17 protein-coding genes are annotated in these 15264 nt (G+C 53.3%); 14 read left to right on the top strand and 3 right to left on the bottom strand.

Annotation, left to right across the window (positions count from 1 at the left end):
* The first annotated feature begins 342 nt into the window (after nucleotides 1-342).
* Complete coding sequence (locus tag WBG83_RS18830) at nucleotides 343-1119, top strand: DeoR/GlpR family DNA-binding transcription regulator (protein WP_336746864.1); 777 nt, start codon at nucleotides 343-345, stop codon at nucleotides 1117-1119.
* Between the two features lie 143 nt (nucleotides 1120-1262).
* Nucleotides 1263-1505 carry a hypothetical protein gene (locus WBG83_RS18835; protein ID WP_336746865.1) on the top strand — a complete coding sequence of 81 codons (243 nt, stop codon included), beginning with the start codon at nucleotides 1263-1265 and terminating at the stop codon, nucleotides 1503-1505.
* A gap of 469 nt (nucleotides 1506-1974) precedes the next feature.
* Here WBG83_RS18835 and WBG83_RS18840 read toward each other — a convergent pair whose 3' ends face one another.
* The gene (locus tag WBG83_RS18840; RefSeq protein WP_336746866.1) at nucleotides 1975-2358 is read right to left on the bottom strand and encodes a hypothetical protein; all 384 of its coding nucleotides are present in this window, start codon (nucleotides 2356-2358) and stop codon (nucleotides 1975-1977) included.
* Nucleotides 2359-2783: 425 nt separating this feature from the next.
* On the opposite strand from WBG83_RS18840, the gene WBG83_RS18845 reads away from it, so the two are divergent.
* From WBG83_RS18845 to WBG83_RS18855, 3 genes are all read left to right on the top strand, one after another.
* Entirely contained in the window at nucleotides 2784-3446 is a 663-nt protein-coding gene (locus tag WBG83_RS18845; protein WP_336746867.1) for an ATP-binding cassette domain-containing protein, read from the top strand.
* 12 nt (nucleotides 3447-3458) lie between these two features.
* On the top strand, nucleotides 3459-3668 hold the full coding sequence (locus WBG83_RS18850; RefSeq protein WP_336746869.1) for a hypothetical protein: 210 nt from the start codon (nucleotides 3459-3461) through the stop codon (nucleotides 3666-3668).
* A 120-nt stretch (nucleotides 3669-3788) separates the two neighbouring features.
* On the top strand, nucleotides 3789-4259 hold the full coding sequence (locus WBG83_RS18855; RefSeq protein WP_336746870.1) for an ABC transporter permease: 471 nt from the start codon (nucleotides 3789-3791) through the stop codon (nucleotides 4257-4259).
* Nucleotides 4260-4795: 536 nt separating this feature from the next.
* Here the strand turns inward: WBG83_RS18855 and WBG83_RS18860 are convergent.
* Nucleotides 4796-5920 carry a glycoside hydrolase family 88/105 protein gene (locus WBG83_RS18860; protein WP_336746871.1) on the bottom strand — a complete coding sequence of 375 codons (1125 nt, stop codon included), beginning with the start codon at nucleotides 5918-5920 and terminating at the stop codon, nucleotides 4796-4798.
* Between the two features lie 207 nt (nucleotides 5921-6127).
* On the opposite strand from WBG83_RS18860, the gene uxaC reads away from it, so the two are divergent.
* The 5 genes from uxaC to WBG83_RS18885 all read left to right on the top strand — a co-directional run bounded on the left by uxaC (nucleotide 6128) and on the right by WBG83_RS18885 (nucleotide 11725).
* Entirely contained in the window at nucleotides 6128-7528 is a 1401-nt protein-coding gene (gene uxaC / locus WBG83_RS18865) for a glucuronate isomerase (RefSeq protein ID WP_336746872.1), read from the top strand.
* Nucleotides 7529-7716: 188 nt separating this feature from the next.
* Nucleotides 7717-8187 carry a hypothetical protein gene (locus tag WBG83_RS18870; protein WP_336746874.1) on the top strand — a complete coding sequence of 157 codons (471 nt, stop codon included), beginning with the start codon at nucleotides 7717-7719 and terminating at the stop codon, nucleotides 8185-8187.
* Between the two features lie 656 nt (nucleotides 8188-8843).
* A complete protein-coding gene (locus tag WBG83_RS18875) occupies nucleotides 8844-9545 on the top strand; it encodes a pirin family protein (RefSeq protein WP_336746876.1) in 702 nt (233 codons plus the stop codon).
* 15 nt (nucleotides 9546-9560) lie between these two features.
* Nucleotides 9561-9905: a hypothetical protein gene (locus tag WBG83_RS18880; RefSeq protein WP_336746878.1), complete on the top strand. Its 345-nt coding sequence runs from the start codon at nucleotides 9561-9563 to the stop codon at nucleotides 9903-9905.
* A gap of 464 nt (nucleotides 9906-10369) precedes the next feature.
* Complete coding sequence (locus WBG83_RS18885) at nucleotides 10370-11725, top strand: dicarboxylate/amino acid:cation symporter (protein WP_336746879.1); 1356 nt, start codon at nucleotides 10370-10372, stop codon at nucleotides 11723-11725.
* Nucleotides 11726-12059: 334 nt separating this feature from the next.
* Here the strand turns inward: WBG83_RS18885 and WBG83_RS18890 are convergent, their stop codons facing one another.
* Complete coding sequence (locus WBG83_RS18890) at nucleotides 12060-12446, bottom strand: hypothetical protein (protein ID WP_336746880.1); 387 nt, start codon at nucleotides 12444-12446, stop codon at nucleotides 12060-12062.
* A 186-nt stretch (nucleotides 12447-12632) separates the two neighbouring features.
* On the opposite strand from WBG83_RS18890, the gene WBG83_RS18895 reads away from it, so the two are divergent.
* The 4 genes from WBG83_RS18895 (at nucleotide 12633) to WBG83_RS18910 (ending at nucleotide 14884) form a co-directional block, all read left to right on the top strand.
* A complete protein-coding gene (locus WBG83_RS18895; RefSeq protein WP_336746882.1) occupies nucleotides 12633-13058 on the top strand; it encodes a BlaI/MecI/CopY family transcriptional regulator in 426 nt (141 codons plus the stop codon).
* A gap of 4 nt (nucleotides 13059-13062) precedes the next feature.
* A complete protein-coding gene (locus WBG83_RS18900; RefSeq protein ID WP_336746884.1) occupies nucleotides 13063-13911 on the top strand; it encodes a M56 family metallopeptidase in 849 nt (282 codons plus the stop codon).
* Between the two features lie 62 nt (nucleotides 13912-13973).
* Entirely contained in the window at nucleotides 13974-14561 is a 588-nt protein-coding gene (locus tag WBG83_RS18905) for a DUF3105 domain-containing protein (RefSeq protein ID WP_336746885.1), read from the top strand.
* 26 nt (nucleotides 14562-14587) lie between these two features.
* Nucleotides 14588-14884, top strand: coding sequence for an SGNH/GDSL hydrolase family protein (locus tag WBG83_RS18910; RefSeq protein WP_336746887.1), 297 nt, complete (start codon nucleotides 14588-14590; stop codon nucleotides 14882-14884).
* Nucleotides 14885-15264: the final 380 nt, after the last annotated feature.

Below are 15264 nucleotides of genomic sequence, written 5' to 3' on the forward strand. Positions count from 1 at the left end.
TTAACCCTCGATATCTTGCGGAGCTTTTATAACGTCCATAACCTCCATAACTTCCATAACTTCCATTACTTCTATAACTCCTATATAACTTCCAGGACTTCATCCGGTTTAACAGACATCTTCAGCTCGTCCGCTCCTTTCTCCCTCTTTTTTCCCCATTTTGGCTCATTTATGACGTTCCGGCTACCCGTGATCCTCCATTTTTGTCCATGCTCTTGAAACATTGGTGAACACAATAAAACACAAATATGATATAATCATAAACAAATAAACAACGAACGGACGCTGTTGTGCGCTGGTTTTCACTAGACATCAGGTGTGCGGTATAAGGAGTTTTGGCATATGTTTGCTATTGAGCGATTAAACAAAATCAAGGAGCTGCTGCTCAGGGACAAACGGGTGGATGTGTTTGAGCTGAGCGAGATGTTCAATGTCACCGAGGTGACGATTCGCCGCGATCTGGATAAGCTGGAGAGAAGCGGCTATTTGGTCAAAATTTACGGCGGCGCGGTACTCAAGGAAAACGACCCGCTGCAGCCGCTTGCGCCTGAGCCGGAACCGGACGATTCGGCTGACGAAGAGAAGCAGATGATTGGCAGAATCGGCTCCCATATGATCGAGAACGGGGATGCCATTTATTTGGGCCCGGGCACGACGTGCCTGGAAATTGCCCGCAACATCAAGGATAAGCGGGTGACGGTAGTAACCAATGATTTAGTTACGGCCTATCATCTGCGGGATCGCGCCGGGATTAAGGTCATTGTAACGGGCGGGGATTTGCTGCCCTCCAGCTCAACCTTGACCGGAGGCTTTGCACTGCAGGCGCTGAACGGAATTTTTATCAATAAGGCGTTTATCGGGGTCAAGGGGGTTAATTTCGACTCCGGCTACACCGTGCAGAGCTATGAGGAGGCGCTCGTCATTCATGAGGTTATGAAGATTTCGAGCGAGGTTATCGTAGCGGCCGATTATACGAAGTATAACTGCACTGGTTTTGCGAAGCTGGGCGATTTGACGATGGCCAAAAAAGTCATTACGAACAAGCAGGTGCCGCCGGAATACAAAAAATATTTTTTTGAGCATGCGGTCAAGCTGTATACGACCTTCGAGCTGGAGTAACTGGAACTCCCTGCCGGAAAAGGACCCATTATGAGGAAAAGAGGACCCCGGGTGAATCATTTTTTGGAAATGCGCAATATATCCAAGCGTTTCAAGGAGAACGCGGTATCGACATCGTATCCAAAACGGACATGTACAACCTATTGAACGAGCTGGTGCTGTCCGGTGCTGCAATCATCATGATTTCGTCCGATTTGCCGGAAATGCTGGGCATGCGCGACTCCGCACGCGCGCAGCTCCCAGCGCGCGGTGTTTCGCTGCATGACGGCGGTCGGTCGACCACATGGCCGGATTTCGGTCATGTACAACGGAGAGCTGCGAAGACCTTTACCCGCGGGGAGGCGACGCCGGAGAAGCTGCTGTATGTCGCATCAGGGGGGAAGTAATACCACGAAAATTGTTCGTTTATGTTCGATATTGACGAAATCCCTCGTAATCAAATTGGAAAAAATGGAGGCCAAAAACCGACGATAAACCAGCGACTTCCGGAGCATCAGGAGAGACAAGCCTTTAGACACGCGGTGCTTCGCTTTGTGCTGCCGGGCTCTTGGTACGGATAAAGTCGGCTGCTCAATGACAGTCGACCGCGGCATGCTCCCCCTTATTTTCTGCCGCAGGGCGGCATAGGGCAGACCACCGTCATACGGCGCCGCACGCGCTAGGAGCTGTGCACGATTTGAAAAGAAGAAATATTCGCACCCACCAGGTTTCTAAGCCGCTCAATCGGGCGGTCCCTTTAAAACGCGTCCTTTCGGCCGAATTGCACAATGGCAGACGCCGGTGGGAGCACTATATCACCTCTCACCTCTGAATAACGGCACCCCGGATTCCATAGTAATGGAATTTCCCTTTTCATTAACAGATCGATACCTCCGCCCGGAGTACCTTCCCTTCCTTATCATCTACATAGCTGGTTCCGGCCTCACAATTGTTCGGACGCTCCCATTTAACAGCGTATCCCTCGTTGCTATGCGTAATCGAGACAATCGTTATGGGACCAAAGGCGCTGTTCCTGAAATGCTGCTCACTAACAACGGCCTTGGCCTGTTCCTCTGTAATCTTGGGCTTGCTGCAGCCGGTAATTCCTGACGCAAGCAGCATCAGGGCCAGGACCCCTGAACAAAGCTTGATCATCGTTACTCCTCGCTTTCCCTTCCGTTTGTGTTTACCCTGCTCCAGCCTTATTGTTAGCTCTACTCCGGCTAACTTCTTTTCAGCCGTTCCTTCTCCCTGTGCCACAAAAATATGGCCTCCTCACGGAAAGAAACCGGATGCTTCGGGATATGTGGTCGACCGACCGCCGTCATGCAGCGAAACACCGCGCGCTGGGAGCTGCGCGCGGTGCGGAAATGAAACCCCTGCACCCCCGATAATCCCTAGCTAAGGTTAAGGCCACATGCGCTTGCTGCCTCTTTGATCGGTATCCCTTAAACGGAAGCAAGACCGGGAATGTCTCGTAAGGCTTAGACAATTTCCAGTTCAAACGTTCGAATAAGCTATGGAATGAACATAAAAGAAAATAAAAAAACATAATTTTAATTGGAAAAGAAGGAGTATGAACGATTGCATTGAATACTCGCAAAAGAATCATAAACAAACAAAAGTGAACTTTAAAGGGTCGGAATAAATGTAACGAGTCCGTCAGGAGATGGGAGCCGAATTGGATGAGTGAATTGATTTTGGAGTTGAGAGCGGTTACAAGGACGTTTCCGGGTGTGAAGGCGCTGGATAACGTCCGGTTTGAGCTCAAGCCTGGGGAAATCCATGCGCTGATGGGGGAGAATGGAGCAGGGCAATCGACCTTGATCCAAATGATTACCGGGGTTCGTGCCCCGGATGAGGGGGAAATGTACATTGCAGGCCAGCGCGTCGAGCTGCGCGGACCCAACGATGCAAAACGGCTCGGGATCGCGGCCATTTATCAGCATGTGACGTGTTATCCGGATCTTGGTGTCACGGAAAATATTTTTATGGGGCATGAAAAGGTGGAGAAAGGCACAAGGCGGGTGCTGTGGAAGGAAATGCATGCGGAGCCTGCCGATGATCGCAGCCCTGGGCATGATGAATGTGTTTCCGGGATTGACCTTTATGGTCAGCGGGGCAAATGGGTGAGCGCCCATCAGATGCCGGACAGCTTCAAGGCGATCGCCACAGGCACTATATTGGGCGTGAATACACTGGTGTTCATCGCGATTGTCATTTACATCTTATTTTATTATTTTCTGAACCACACCCGAACGGGACGCCAAATTTATGCGGTCGGCAGCAACCCGGAATCGGGGCAAATCAGCGGAATCAACAACGGCAGAGTGCTGTGGATGGTGTAGGTGTACACAATCATGGGCGGGCTATCCGGTCTGGCCGGGGTGCTGTGGGTGTCCAAATTCGCTTCCGCCCAAGGGGATACGGCAATGGGCTATGAGCTGAGCGTCATCGCAGCCTGTGTGCTCTTGGGGCGTCAGCATTGCAGGGGGATCGGGCACAATATCCGGTCTGGTGCTCGGCACCGTGCTGCTGGGTATCCTCAACAACGCACTGCCGCTAATTAATGTTTCCCCGTTCTGGCAAACTGCGATTCCAGGATCGATTATCCTCATCGCTGTCCTGATGAATGCGTTGGTGAAGCGGGGCGTGGACCGCAGCCATCTGATGAGGAGGAGAATTTAAGCATGGAGAAGCGCCTGGTGCGGAGAACGAAGCCGTTCTCGTGGAAAAGCTTTTTTTTGCAATGGGAATGGATGCTGGTTTTGATTTTTATCATTGTCAACGTTATCAACGCCGCGCTGTCCCCCTACTACATGAATATGGACAATTTGCGGGATGCGACGATGTCGTTTCTGGATCAGGCCTTTATCGTATGGCCGATGGCCTGTGTCATTATTTTGGGGGAGATCGATATTTCGGTCGCTTCTATCGTGGCGTTATCCCCGGTTATCATGGCTGATTTGTACCGGATGGGAGTGCCGATGGAGCTGGCGATACCGATTAATCTAGCGGTCGGTACGATATGCGGCTTGGTGAACGGACTGCTCATCGTAAATTCAAGCGGCTGCCCCCGTCAAGTGACCTGGTCCACATGCTTATCACTGGTCGACGACCGTCATGCGACACCAAACCGCGCCGGGATCTTCGTGCGATAGCGCAAACGCGGCATCGTCTATACCATTTTGAAGGACCAGGCGGGCGGAGAAAAAGGGAATGCTGACTACAACTTATGCACCGATTGTGGATAATGCTGTTGATAACTATGTGGACAAATCCTCCGATTTTTCGTGATGAAGGAGGGAGGTTCGACAAAAAAATGTTCCACGTGAAAAAAATATTGTCAAAAAACGGGAGTTGAAGGCAGCATCATCCTATGGTGTTTCGAGTTTATTCACAGGGAGGGGCCGGCAAAAGTATGTATTAACAAGCTTAGCAAAGAAGTATGAGAAAGCGGATGGAATAGAGGGGGGATTTGGAATCAAAGCGCATTTCTGTATATAAAAAACCGCCGTATTCCCTCATCGATGCGCCAATTCGCTGTCAACTCGGCGGAGGTTGGAGCCGGGCGGGCGCCTTGAGGGAAAAACAGAGCCGTTTTCATATAAAAATCCGTACAATCTTCAGAACGAAGACGGTACGGATTTCGAGGATAATGTGCTATCGGGCTGCGCCTTGCTCGGCGCCGATCCGTTTATTTTCCGGCTGCAGCTGCAGCTTCAATTTCAAGGCAAGCCATGACGAACGGTGCATAGCCCTTCGGATCGTCAGCGCGCGTCGGCTCGCTGATGTAGTAGAAGTACGAGCCGTCCCGGTACGGGTTGCCGCCGAGTCCGGCTACGCTGCAAATATGATCCAGATGGTACACGCCTTCGCTTTCCTTGCGGACGCAGCGCTCCAGCATGCCGTCGAAGCCCTTGCGTGCCGCCGCCAGCGCATTGCCGCCGAGGTAGCCCTTGCGTGCGCCCTTGGCCAGTGCGCAGATGAACATGGCCGAAGCGGACGCCTCCAGATAGTTGCCCTTGCGTCCCGCCTGGTCCATGACCTGCCACCACATGCCGCTTTCCTGATCCTGCACCTTGATAATCGCTTCCGCCAGACGGTGGAAAATGCCGATAATCAGGCCGCGCTTCGGATGGTCAACCGGCAGGAAGTCCAGCACGTCGACAATGGCCATGACGTACCAGCCGATAGCCCGGCCCCAGAAGTGCGGCGAGCAGCCGGTGACCGGGTCCGCCCAAGCCTGCTCCTTGCTTTCATCCCAGCCGTGGTACAGCAAGCCTGTGCGCGGATCGCGGGAGACGCGCTCCATAAGAATAATTTCGTTCGCCACATCATCGAACCAATGGCTGTCGTTAGTGAGTTCGGCATATTGGGCCAGCAGCGGAGCCGTCATGTAGACGCCGTCCAGCCACATTTGGAATGGATATATTTTTTTGTGCCACAGACCGCCTTCGCTGGTGCGGGGATGGCCCTTGAGCTGTGTGACGAGGCGCTCGATGGCTTTGCGGTATTTCTCTTCACCGGTTTCCTTATACAGGAGAAACAGTGTTTTGCCCTGATTAATCATGTCCACGTTGTATTCTTCCAGGCTGTAGGTCGCGATGCTTCCGTCCTCTTGAATAAACAAGTCGTTATTTTCTTTGATGTAATCGAGATAACGTTTGTCGGCGGTAACCGCCCATACGCGTTCCAGCGCGGTCAGGATGCAGCCGTTTTCATAGTTCCAGCAGCGGCGCTTCTGAAACGGCATATCGGAGACGAGCGGATATTGGCGAATAAAGGAATCAGCCAGGACAACGGACCAGTTCTGAGTCAACTTCGGTTCCCCCTAAGAAATTAAAATTTGCCCCTGCTTGGTTAAGCATTAGCGGGTGCATACTGCTTGTAGTATACCACAGCGATTGTTTTTGTTCACGTTCACAATTTTCACGTTGTAATTCTGCCGGGAAACGTATACCATGAACATTAGAGCGTGTTTGTTCACGTGAACAAAACTTTTCAAACAAAGGTGGAATAGGTGCTCATGAAAAAGTTCCTCGACGACAATTTCCTGTTATCGAATGAAACCGCTGTTAAGCTGTATCACAACTACGCCAAAGAAATGCCGATTATCGATTACCACTGCCATTTGAGCCCGCAAGAAATTTATGAGAACAAAACATACAAGAATATTACCGAGGTATGGCTGTACGGCGACCACTACAAATGGAGAGCGATGCGCTCCAATGGTGTGCCGGAAAGCTTCGTTACCGGCGATGCAAGCGACTACGACAAGTTCCTTGCTTATGCCAAAGCAGTACCGGAAACGATCGGTAACCCGCTGTACCACTGGTCCCATCTGGAGCTGCAGCGCTATTTCGACGTGGAAGAGCTGCTGAGCGAGAAAACCGCTCCGGTCATCTGGGAGAAAGTAAACGCCAAGCTGAATAGCGAAGGCTTCGGGGCCCGTGATTTCATTACCAAATCGAACGTGCGTGTCGTTTGTACAACCGACGATCCGGTCGATTCCCTGGAATACCATATCAAAATTAAAGAAGATACCAGCTTCAATGTGAAGGTGCTGCCTTCGTTCCGTCCGGACAAAGGCCTGGAAATTAACCGTGCGACATTCCTGCCATGGGTAGCGAAGCTGGCTGAGGTTTCCGGTCAGGCCGTTACGAGCTTTGATGAATTCCTGCAGGCCTTCGAATCCCGTGTCCGGTTCTTCCACTCCGTCGGCGGTCGTGTCTCTGACCACGCGCTGGACTATGTTCCTTATGCAGAGTCAACGAAGGAAGAAGCAGCGGCGATTTTTGCCAAAGCGCTGAAGGGCGATTCGGTCAGCCTGCATGAAGAACAGCAGTACAAAACCTATGTGTATGTATTCCTTGGCAAGCTGTATCACGAGCTGGGCTGGGCGATGCAGTACCACATCAACGCGGCGCGCAACAACAACATCCGCCAGTTCGAGAACCTGGGCCCGGATACCGGCTTCGATTCCATCAATGACAGCGCAATCGGACAGCCTCTGGCACAATTGCTGGCCGCGCTGGACAAAGACGATACACTGCCAAAAACTATCTTGTACTCTCTCAATCCGTATCAAAACCACATTATCGGCACAATCATCGGCTGCTTCCAGGGCGGCGGCATTGCCGGTAAGGTTCAATTCGGTTCGGCATGGTGGTTCAACGATACCAAAGAAGGCATGATCGCACAAATGAAGGCGCTGGCTGACCTTGGTCTGCTGAGCCGTTTTGTCGGAATGCTGACGGATTCCCGCAGCTTCCTGTCCTACACGCGCCACGAATATTTCCGCCGCATTCTGTGCAACCTGATCGGTGAATGGGTGGAGAATGGCGAGTTCCCGAACGATGAAGAGCTGCTGGGCTCCATTGTTCAAAACATCTGCTACAACAACGCTGAGCAATATTTCGATTTCTAATCCGGGCTTACGAGTCCCCGGTCAGCCTGCAAGCTGTATTCCCCAAAGCCGTCTTCGCGCAACTGCTGCGCGCGGGCGGCTTTTTTATTGGGATAGCCGGAAGCCGGCGGTAACTCTACCGAAACGTACACACCACCTGATTCATAGTTTCATAGAATACCCTATCACCGGATGAAAGGGGTAATCATATGGCATGTAGATGTTCCAAACCGACTACAGCGGGAAAAGCAGCAGTGAAGAAGGCTGCCAAAGGGGCCGCACGGTCCAAGGCAAAGGGGGTGGCCAAGAAGCCGGCTGCGAAAGCGAAGAGCCCAGGCATACGCCGAGTCAACCTGTCCGCGGTGAAAACACCGAAGATGCGTGTCGTTCGCGTGACACAGACGAGCACCACCCGGGATTTCTTTGGCTCCTGCGGGGCGACATATACGCTCGCGCAGCTGAATGGACAAGCGGCGATTTTCAATCTGATCCAAAATGTGGGCAGCTGCAGCTTCGTGGTGTTCTGCGTGACAAGATCCGGCACCGTCATTTCCGGAACGGAGCATACGTTCTTGCCCAACACGCTGAACGCCAAATACGGGGCTCCTGCGGGAACACAATTTGTACTGTTCCGTTGTTTAACTGGCGGCAGCAGCTGCGTCCTGCGGACTACGATTTAACAAGGCGGACAGGCCTTATGCGGAAGCCGACGGCTGTATGGCCGCGCTGGGGATAGCCCGTGGTGGCCTGCGCCGGATAATCTGGTTGGCCGCCGTCCCGAGGCGCTAGCCCCCGACGAGAGTCCGACGGCTGTATGGCCGCGCTGGGGATAGCCCGCGCTGGCCTGCGCCGGATAATCTGGTTGGCCGCCGTCCTGAGGCGCTAGCCCCCGACGAGAGCCGACGGCTGTATGGCCGCGCTGGGGATAGCCCGCGCTGGCCTGCGCCGATCCGGCTAGTAGCCGCCCAGAGACACCGCGCACGTACCCGGAGAACCGCACGGTTCGAAGGCCGGTACTACCTGTTTCGGCAGGTAGTACCGGCCTTATCGTGATGCCCACGGGACAGCTTCGTGGCAAATCTACATTTTATACACATCTGTGGATAACGGTTGTGGACAAAATCGCCTGAATTGTGGATAATTCTAAATTCGAATGGAGTTATTCACACGATCATCGAATGACGGTGACGAGCGATCCGGAGGGTAAGGGGCTTGCTTTGGTATGAAAGCATGTTGTTTGACATCCTGTTCCTAAATGTTTCAGAGCTCCTGTTGCTAGCAGGCCTCCCGGATTGTTATGATGGGGATAACGAAAACAGGGAGTGGAGGGGAAAGCATGATACAAGTGGTTCCGGCTGCGTCCCGGTACGCGTTCGATCGCGGCTGGCTGCGCGGCAATTACAGTTTTCCGTTTGCCGATTATCAGGACCCCGAGCAGAACGGCTTTGGCCCGCTGCGCGTATTTAATGATGATTGGATTGCACCGGGCAAAGGCTTCGGCGCGCACCCGCACGCGGATATGGAAATCGTCTCGGTTGTGCTTAAAGGGGAGCTTCGGCATGAAGATAATCTCGGCAACGTGGCTGTTACGGGATTTGGCGAAATTCAGCGGATGTCTGCGGGATCAGGCATTATTCATACGGAGCATAACTCTTCGGAAACCGAGGAGCTGAGTCTGCTGCAAATGTGGTTTATGCCTCATACCCGCGGCTTGACGCCTTCCTATATGACCAGCCGCTTCGATACGGAAGCGCTGCAGGGACGGCTGCTTCCGATAGTATCCCACACCGCGGCTCCGCAGGTTGCCTCGATACAGCAGGATATGACCTTGTATTTGTCGCGCTTGTCGGCGGGAGAACAGCTGACCTATCAGCCCGAGGCCGGGCGCAGGACATACCTGTTCGTCATTGAGGGCGGTTTGACTATCAACGGGGACGCAGCGCTGGCAGTGCGGGATTCGGCGCGAATTACCGAGACGCCGGAGCTTACGCTTTCCGCTGACGGCGCTGTATTTTTCATGCTGATTGATTTGCCGTAGATAAGGGGGCGCAGGATGATGGTGGTGAAAGAAACGTTGCTCGTAAAGCACGCGGTCACCGGACGGATGCTGCTTGATTCGAAGCAAATGCCGCTGGTGTTTACGTGCGAGCAGATGGAGCAGGGCGGCTTCGTCTTTACTGTGGAGGTGCCGGAGTCGGCCGCAGCGATGGGCGAGGAAATCGTCCGTTTGAAGGAAGAGCTGAATGTATTCGTGTTCCGGGAGCCGGCGGGTCAGCCCGTACAAAAAACATGGTTCTATGTGTATGACGGACCGGTCCGGTGGGAGCCTGCCGCCAGGCGCTTAACCTTGACGGCGAAGTCCTGCATCGCCTACGATCCGACCGACTACTTGGCGTAACGATCGCGCGCGGGACGGGCTGCATCGACAGACTATGCCGATCGGTGCTGTACGGCCGCTGCCAAAGGGCGGAAGTAGAGAAGTAGAATGGATGCGGGGATGGAAAGGATATACAAGCGGGTCCGGCTCGTTCGCAGGACCTTGTTCTTATTGCGAGGGTTGTCCAGTGCTTGCTGGGCAGCCTTTTTTGCCGGAATAAAGGTGTGTCGAGAGCCTGTGGCTCCACCGACGGATTGTCATGCAGCAAGCATTGCGCGTTGGGAGCTCACGTGGTGCGAAGGTATTCCTGTCGTGCCACCGCAAGCCAATGTCAGCCAGGAATGAAAGCGTTTTTATTAGTACTTCCGTGTATAAAATGGAAAATTATAAACGATATTATGACTTGACAGCAGATGTAAGGCTGAGTAGAATAAAACCACTGCATTAATTCCTAGTTTATTAATCGGGAAAGAAGGGTATTCACCATGAACAACAATATGATCCACGCGATTCAGACCAACTGGGTGAGTCTGGTGGTCTCCATGATCGTCATTGCCGTGCTTTACGGCTTGGCCCGCAAACGGGTGAACTTCGGCTACCGCGTCCTGCTGGCGCTTGGTCTCGGGCTCGTGGCCGGGATTGTGTTTAACCGTCTCAAGCTGGATGCAACCAGCGTAAGCACCTTGGGCACCATCTATGTCAACCTGATTAAAATGCTCGTCATTCCCTTGGTGTCCGTCCTCGTGATTTCGAGTATTACCTCCATTTCAAACCTCGGCCAGCTTCGCAAAATCGGGGTTAAAACGATCAGTTTATTTCTCGTCACAACCGGGATTGCTGCATTAATCGGCCTGCTGATTGCGCTGGCGTTCGATCCGGGCTCCGGCATTGCTCAATCGGTGCCGCAAAACTACAAGCCGCGCGATATTCCGACGTTCTCGCAGGTTATTTTGGACCTGGTGCCAACCAATCCAATCAGTGATATGGCCGGCGGCAAGGTCGTGCCGGTGCTTGTCTTCTCGATTTTCGTCGCGATTGCAATCGTGCATGTCGGTACTAAGAGGCCGGAGGCTGTGCAGCCGGTGAAGCAGGTGATTGATTCCTTTGCTCAAGTCATGAACCAGGTTACCAAATATATTATCCGCCTGACGCCCTATGGCGTATATGCCTTGATTGGCGCCATGGCCGCCAAGTACGGGCTGGAAACGCTGCTGCCGCTGGTCAAGCTAATTGCGGCGACTTATGTGGCGCTGATCATTCATTTTGTTGTGACCTTCGGCGGGCTGGTGACCTTCGTGGCCCGGGTCAATCCGATCAAGTTTTTCCGCAAGGCATATCCGACCATTGCCGTTGCTTTTACGACGCGCAGCAGCTATGCAACACTGCCGGTGAATTTGGAGGTGATCACGAAGCGTCTGCGAGTATCGCCGCGGATTGCAAGCTTCGTGGCTCCACTCGGAGCCACGATGAACATGAACGGCTGCGGCGGGGTTTGGCCGGCTGTCGTGGCGATTTTCGTAGCGCGGGTGTACAATGTGCCGCTGAGCATCTCCGAGTACATTTTAATCGTGCTGGTGAGCATGATTTCCTCCATTGGCGTCGCCGGGGTTCCCGGGCCGGCTTCGATTTCGACAACCGTCGTGCTGACCGCCATCGGCTTGCCCATTGAAGGTATTGGTCTTGTACTGGCTATCGACGCGATTGTAGACATGGGCCGTACGGCTGTCAACGCTACCGGAACAACGGTATCGGCGCTGCTGGTAGCCCAGTCCGAAGGCGAATTCGACCGCGAGTCGTTTAACCGCGATGAAGAGGATCAGCTCGAGCTGAATCCAGCCTAACTCGTCTGGCGCAGTAGAGGAGCAGCACCGCGCGCAGCTCCCAGCGCGGTGTTTCGCTGCATGACGGCGGTCGGTCGACCACAAAGTATAGGATTCCCAGGCTGCCGGGATGTTTTCGGCGGCTTTTTTTCGAAGGGACTTCATTCGGATGTATTTCAATCGGGGCGCATAACAAGGAGCCGGGGGTGAACAGAAGCGGACCCCGTACCATGTGGCACGGCCGGAAAGACGGTTTTGTACAATACATTCGGCCCAGGAGGGGAAAACGGCCCAGACACAGACGGAAACCCGGTCTGGCCTGGCTCCAAGCGCCTGTATGGTTACCCTGCTTTATTTATTTTTCCCAAATTAATTTGGTGTCGGCCGTGTCTTTGCCTTGAACATATACTTGGCGAATGCTTGCCAGCTGATCACGAATGGAGATGTTGAAATCCCCGGTCGGATGAAATAAGCTTACCGTGCGGGTGTACTTGATTTGTATAAATAGCTGATGATCCTCTATGCGGTAGGTGTAGCCGCTGTAGCCTGCCGCGCTGCTTGTGGTTGTGCCGCGGACGGCAAGCGCTCCATCCGCTATGCTGATGTACCGGATAGCGATGAAATCAGGGCTCGCCGGGGTTCCGCGGATAAAGAGGGCGTAACCGGCAACGAGTAAACCAACGATACAAATCATACCAGCGATGGCGGCGGCGAGCTTCTTCCGGTTGATTATCGAATTCATTGGGCCACGTTCTCCTTTTCCTGTCATGCGTTACAATTCAAATGCTGCTACTATAGGTACGAAACAAATCGTGAAAGGTTAAACTTCATTCTTGAATGGTGGTTTAGGCAGCGAGGCTTCCGGCTGGGATCGGTTGACTTGGCGCAGCAATATCACTACAATTAGTAGTGTAGGTGGTGTTGACACATGAAAATTCAACGTTTCAAAGTGCACGAAAGCGGCTTGAACCGCTTTTTCGGACCGCTGGAAGCTAAAATTATGGAGGTTCTTTGGCATAGCGAAGGTCTGGCGCTGACGATCAAAGAGGTCCAGCAGCGGCTGGAGCAGGATCAGGAGAAGCCGATGAACTTCAATACGGTGATGACGGTGATGAACCGGCTGGTGGAGAAGGGCATTCTGGCCAAAAAGCAGGAGGGCCGCACCTCGCTGTACCGGCCGAAGCTTACGAAAAATCATTTTCTTGAGACGCAGTCCAAGGAGCTTACGCACGAGCTGATGGAGGAGTTCGGCCCGCTTGTCGTAAGCCATATGCTTGATGCTCTGGAGGATGTTGATCCATCGCTGATGGAGAAGCTGGAGCAAAAAATTAAACAATGGAAAAAGGAACGGTAGAACCATGTGGCAAAAACGATCGAAAACGGTGTTTATCGCTTCGGTTGCGGTGGTGGGAATACTGCTCTTGCAAATGGGCCTGTATGCGCTGCATGTCCTGTTCGGGACCAGCCTTGGGGTGAATCTGTTTCAATTTTGCCACAGTTTGCTGCAGATGTGGGGGCTATGGCCGCTGGGCCTGCTGCTGAACGGGTTAATTGTGTATACGATGGCGATGCTGCTGGCCGGTATGGTGCGGCAGGCTCTTGCATCGGGCAGGACCTGGCGCAAGCTGAACAGCAGCCGGGACGAGGAGCTGACGCGGCGGCTGAACAAGCGGTATGGGCGTGACGGCGGCGTGCTTGTTATTGGCCATGATGAGCCGCTTGCGCTGACAATGGGCTTGCTTCAGCCCAAAATTGTCGTGTCCAGCGGGCTGGTGCGGCTATTGGACGAAGGGGAGCTTGCTGCGGTGCTGTATCACGAGCAGTTTCACCAGCGCTACCGCGATCCGCTCAAAACCTTTTTGCTGTCGCTCGCTGCGGCTGTCATCTGGTATGTGCCGGTATTAAAATGGCTGCATCTGCAGTACAAAATCGCCAGAGAAATACTCGCCGACAGCTATGCGATGCAGGAGCTCGGCTCGGAGGCAGAATTGGGCGGGGCGCTGCTGAAGCTGCTGAAGCGCGGAACGCCGCGCCAAATGCCGTTCGCCTACGCTTCGTTTGCAGATACATCTATAAATTATAGAATTCACCGCATTTTGGACCCGCAGGCGGAACCGGGTGCGATGAAGCTGCCGATTGGACCTTTGGTCGTATCGGCGCATGTTGTGGCGGCGCTGTCCGTGCTGTTTGTGATGGCGCTGCTGTAATTTTTTGCTTATTTACACTACATTATGTAGTTCTATTCGAGGCGGGAAAGGAAGCAGGCTTGATGAATACCAGCATAAAGGAAAAGGCCAAGAGAGACCGCAAGCGGGGGCTGGCGGAGCTTAAACGGGAGGAAGCGCGCAAGCGGAAATTTTGGCGGCTGATTTGGAGCGGGATCGGGGCGCTCGTTATTTTGGGCCTGGCGGTGTTTGTGCTTGTGTACCGGGGGCCGCAGCCAGGGGAGAAGCTGGAGGTCATGACCGACCAGACCCATGTGGTGGAGGCGACGGACCCGCATACGCCATATACTACAGACCCGCCGACATCCGGGCCGCACCTGCCCTACATTGCGGAGTGGGGAGCGCACCGGGAGGAGCTGCCGAAGGAGCTGCTGGTTCATAATTTGGAGGATGCCGGGGTCGTCATTTATTACAATCAGCAGGCTGATGAAGCTGCCATTGGCAAGCTGGAGGAAATTGTCGGCGGCTACAAGCAGTATGTGCTCGTCAGTCCGTACAAAACCATGCCCAATCTGATTACATTGACGGCCTGGGGACGGATGCTGCGGCTGGACACGCTGGATGAGACGCAGGTGCAGGAATTCATTCGGGCGTACAAGGGAATCGATCATCATCCGCGGGGCGGTGTATAAGCGGCCGGGTTCCTTTGTGGAAGGCTATGTTAATTTTCATTGTTGATTTACAATCAAAACATAAATCCAGCCACAACTGGTGGGTTTATGTTTGTGCTTTTTTCATTCGCCCGATCGGGGCGTACCAGCACACTATCCGGGAGCTTGCGGCACAGTATGATGCGGTATTTGTACCACTCCAGGCGGCTTTTAATCAGGCGTGCGAACGGGCTGAGGCGGTGTACTGGATTTGGGACGGCGTACACCCGACCGCAGCAGGCCATGATCTGATTGCCAGGGAATGGCCTGCTGCGGTACAGGGCAGCCGGCTTACGTTGGTGTGAAAACTGGTGAACGGGTAGATTTTTTCTCTAAAACAAGCTCCCCACGTTCAAACAACGAAGGGGGAGCTTGTTTCCACATAAGGCGATGAGGGACTGTTTCTTCAGCGGATTCCGGTTTCGCGTCGTATAGTGCATACGCTGGGGACAAAGCAAAGAGAGTACAAGGCCATCGATGTCATCGGCCCTGTACGGCAATTCCAAATGCAGCAAGAGACGGCCTAAAGCAAAGAAGCAGTCGCCTGTAGAATCGCTTTAATCAAATGAACAACGAACGACAACGGAAGCACTGGAGAAGCCGAAGCAGAGACTGTCAATTAAAAAGTGTAACCTTTGAAAACTAAATCTAGTAAACTGTTGAGCCGCAGCTTGACATGGAGCCT

The sequence above is a fragment of the Paenibacillus sp. y28 genome (genome assembly GCF_037137075.1).
Lineage (GTDB): Bacteria > Bacillota > Bacilli > Paenibacillales > NBRC-103111 > JBBBNV01.